This is a genomic window from Pirellulales bacterium (assembly GCA_035546535.1).
Classification (GTDB): domain Bacteria; phylum Planctomycetota; class Planctomycetia; order Pirellulales; family JACPPG01; genus JACPPG01.
This window is the reverse complement of sequence record DASZWQ010000086.1, coordinates 1-3,753: the sequence shown is the minus strand read 5'-3', so window position 1 is coordinate 3,753 and position 3,753 is coordinate 1. Positions and strand designations below refer to the sequence as shown.

Below are 3,753 nucleotides of genomic sequence, written 5' to 3'. Positions count from 1 at the left end.
GTCGTAGCCCGGGCGTTCGCGATAGGGGCCTTGCGAACCGAAGCCCGTGATCGAGCAATAGACGAGACGCGGGTTGTCGGCGGCCAGCGCCTCATAGCCGAGGCCGAATCGCTCCATGGCGCCGGCGCGCATGTTTTCGATAACGACGTCGGCGCCAAGCGCGAGCTTACGCGCCGCCGCTCTCCCGGTCTCGGTTTTCAAGTCGAGCGTCACGCTCTTCTTGTTGCGGTTCATCGAGCCGAACGTGCCGTTGTAGTCGGTCTTGCCCCACATCCGGAAAGGATCGCCGCCGTCGGGCGTCTCGACCTTGACGACCTCTGCGCCGAGATCGGCCAGCAGCATGCCCGCATAGGGGCCGCTGACGTAGCTCGCGAATTCGAAGATCTTGATGCCGTCAAGAGCGCCAGGGGACATGGCAGGGCGCCTACGCGATGGGTTTGAACTTGGGGAGCGTAATCTTTTCCGTAATCGGCTGGTAAGCAACTTCGACGCGCATATCGCACTCGACCTTTTCGGGAGCAATGCCGATCACGTTGCTGATCATGCGGGGCCCTTCGTCGAGTTCGATGACGGCAACCGTGTAGGGCACCTCGTCGGCGAAGCCCGGATGATAGACGCGGTGATAGACGACGTAGCTGAAGATGCGTCCGCGGCCGCCGGTCGCGGTCCAGGTCGACTTCGCCGAATTGCAGTGCGGGCACAATAGCGATGGCGGAAACCAGAAGCGTCCGCAGTTATCGCAGTGCGGCATCATCAATTTCTGCTTGCGCAATCCGTCCCAATAGGGCCTCGATTCCTGCGACGGAACGGGTACCGGCTTGTTGTAATCGGCCATGGCGTCACGCCCTTCCCAGTATCAGAGTCGAATGACAAACCTGGTTGCCGCCGTGACCGCTGATCAGCGCAATCTCGGCGTCGGGGACTTGCCGGTCCGTGGCGTAAATGCCCTGCAGTTGTCGTGCGCCTTCCACGATCTGCAGCATGCCTTCGATGTGGGCCTCCGAGAGCTGGCCCCCTGACGTGTTGGTGGGGAGCGCACCATCCAGCCGCAACGCGCCGGAGCGCACGAACTCTCCGCCTTCGCCCTTCTTGCAGAAGCCGTAATCCTCGAGCTGGGTGAGCACCATGTAGGTGAAACAATCATAGATCTGCGCGGTGTCGACTTCCCTGGGGCCGAGGCCCGCCATTTTGAATGCTCGCGCGCCGCTCTCGACCGCACCGGTCGACAGCATGTGGTCCTCTTCGATCCAGCCCTTGGTGTTGTTGTGTGTGGCAAATCCTTTGATCAGCACCGGCTTGCGCCGCAGTGACTTGGCGCGTTCGGTCGAGGTCACCACCACCGCGCCGGCGCCATCGCTGTTCAGGCTGCAGTCGAACAAACCGAACGGATCGACCACCAGCCGCGCCTTGAAATAGTCGTCAATGGTCAGCGGTTTCTTCATGACGGCGTCGGGATTGCGTAGCGCATGTTCGCGAAACGCCGTTGCGATCGCTGCGAAGTCTTTTCGCGTCGTGCCGTATTCGAACATGTGGCGTCGGGCACCAAAGGCGTGCTGAGATACCGCCCCGAAATGGCCGAACTCCGGACCGTGCTCCCGCGGCCGCTGCGCGGCGGGAATGAGATCGTTCTGTGCATGGCCGCGACCCTCGGAGTGCGTGCGCGTCCAGCTGTCGCGGCCGTAGCCGCAGACGACGGTGGTGGCCAGCCCTGCTTCGATCGCCATAACGGCGAGGATGATCGCCAGAATCTGGCTGGCGCCGCCATTGTCGAGGCTGGTGCTGAAATTGACGTCGATGCCGAGGCGCGCGGCGACCAGCTGGTGATGCGAATAGACATCGTCAGGGCCGCGCACCACCACGCCGTCCACGTCCTTGTTGGTCAGGCCGGCGTCGTCGAGCGCATTTTTGATGGCTTCTTCCAGAAGCGCCAGTGAATTGAGGCCGACCTGGCCGAGCCGGCTCTTCCCGGTGCCGACGATGGCATATTTGTCGCGCAGCGCATTCATGACCGTGTCTCCGATGTCTTATGACCGGCGCGGAGCTTCAAGCGTTCCAGGCGCGGCAGGACTTCATCACGCAGGATTGGCATTTCCTGCACATAATTGACGAGGATGAGCGCCATGCCGTCGAGCCCGGCTTCCGACAGACGCAGGAATTTCTCCGCGACCTCATCGTAGCTCCCGATGACCGGAAAGGTCGCGCCACCGCCGATCACGCGTTCCTTCATCCGACGCATGATGTCCGGCGACAGCGATTGCGAGCCGCCCGCGGCGCGCTTGGCGATGATCTGCTCCGCGGCCTCCCAGTCGCCCTTCTCGCGCACCAGATAATGGTAGTATTCCTCGGTTTCTTTGGCGGTGCGCCGGCACAACAGGTGGCCGCTGGCATAGAGCCCGCATTTGTCAGCGCCGGGGACCGCACGTACCTGCGCAACATCTGAGGCGATGGTGTCTTCTTCCGTGATCACCATGAACAGACAGTCGGTGTAGTTCACCGCGAAGGCGCGGCCGGCCGGTGACGAACCGGCACTCATCAGCAGCGGCCGCCCGTTGCCCCATGGCTTCGGTTTTCCCTCGACGTTTTTAAGGCTGAAATATTTGCCGTGATAATCGAACGGCGCGGTTTCGGCATAGATTTTATCGAGGATCGTGACCCATTCGGCCGAATAGGCATAACGCTCGTCGTGGTCGCGCAGTTGCACGCCGAACATCGCGAACTCCTCGACGTTCCAGCCCGAAACGATATTGATGCCGAAGCGCCCACTGCCAACATGATCGGCGGTCACAATCGACTTGGCGGCGAACACCGGATGCACCAGCGGCACGTGGATGGTCGCGAAAGCGACGATCTCATCGGTGGCGGCAAGGAGTGCCGACGCCCACGACAAGGTCTCAAAGGTAGTGCCCTGGCGGTCGGTCTGACCGCCATAGCCGAGCCAGCGCGCGATCGGCAGCAGAAACTCCAGACCGGCTTCGTCGGCGAGCCGGGCCGCCTCGAGATTTTCCTCCCAGCCTGCCTGCCAGCGCTCCGGGGCGGTGGTCGCGAACGAGCCAGAGCAGTTCATGCCGAACAGCCCCAGCTTGAAGCGGTTCGCGTTCTGCATGCGCGTCGTGCGGGTCGTAGGCGGCATTGATGTCATATCGCTAGCGCAATGGCTGGCGCAGGCCCAGCCGTTCGAGCCGCGGCAGGACTTCGTCACGAATGATCGGCATTTCCTGCACATAGTTCACGGTGGCGATCGCCATGCCGTTAAGGCCGGCATCGGCGAGACGTTTGAACGTCGCCGCCACTTCGTCATAGCTGCCGATGACCGGAAAGGTGCCGCCACCGCTGATGAAGCGTTCCATCATGGCGCGCAGGCGCTCCTGCGGCAGCGAGCGCCCGTCGCCGGCGATGCGTTTTCGGATCACCGCTTCCGCCGCCTCCCAATCGCCGTTCTCGTGAACCACGTAATGGTAATACTCCTTGGTTTCTTTCGGCGTTGCCCGGCACATGAGGTGGCCGCTGGCGAACACGCCGATGCCGGACGTACCCGCCCGCAGGGTGGCGATCTCGGCAGCAAGCTTTGAGTCGTCACCAATCACCATGAACAGACAATCGGCGTGGCGCGCGGCGAAGGCGCGGCCTTCGGGAGACGACCCGGCGCTCATCAACAAGGGCCGCGAGTCGCCCCACGGTTTCGGCTTGCCGCCGACGTGTTTCAGATCGAAATACTTTCCGGAAAAATCGAACGGCGTGGTTTCGGACCAGACC

At 62.5% G+C, this 3,753-nt stretch carries 5 protein-coding genes; all 5 read right to left on the bottom strand.

Features of this window, described 5'->3' with window-relative positions; translation table 11 throughout:
* On the bottom strand, positions 1-414 hold a 414-nt coding region (locus tag VHD36_11050), incomplete at its 3' end, for a CoA transferase (GenBank protein HVU87849.1).
* Positions 415-424: 10 nt separating this feature from the next.
* Complete coding sequence (locus VHD36_11045) at positions 425-835, bottom strand: Zn-ribbon domain-containing OB-fold protein (GenBank protein HVU87848.1); 411 nt, start codon at positions 833-835, stop codon at positions 425-427.
* A gap of 4 nt (positions 836-839) precedes the next feature.
* On the bottom strand, positions 840-2,006 hold the full coding sequence (locus VHD36_11040; protein ID HVU87847.1) for a thiolase family protein: 1,167 nt from the start codon (positions 2,004-2,006) through the stop codon (positions 840-842).
* The gene (locus VHD36_11035; GenBank protein HVU87846.1) at positions 2,003-3,130 is read right to left on the bottom strand and encodes an LLM class flavin-dependent oxidoreductase; all 1,128 of its coding nucleotides are present in this window, start codon (positions 3,128-3,130) and stop codon (positions 2,003-2,005) included. Before VHD36_11035 ends, VHD36_11040 begins: the two co-directional genes overlap by 4 nt.
* A 13-nt stretch (positions 3,131-3,143) precedes the next feature.
* The coding region (locus VHD36_11030) for an LLM class flavin-dependent oxidoreductase (GenBank protein HVU87845.1) at positions 3,144-3,753 on the bottom strand (610 nt) is incomplete at its 5' end.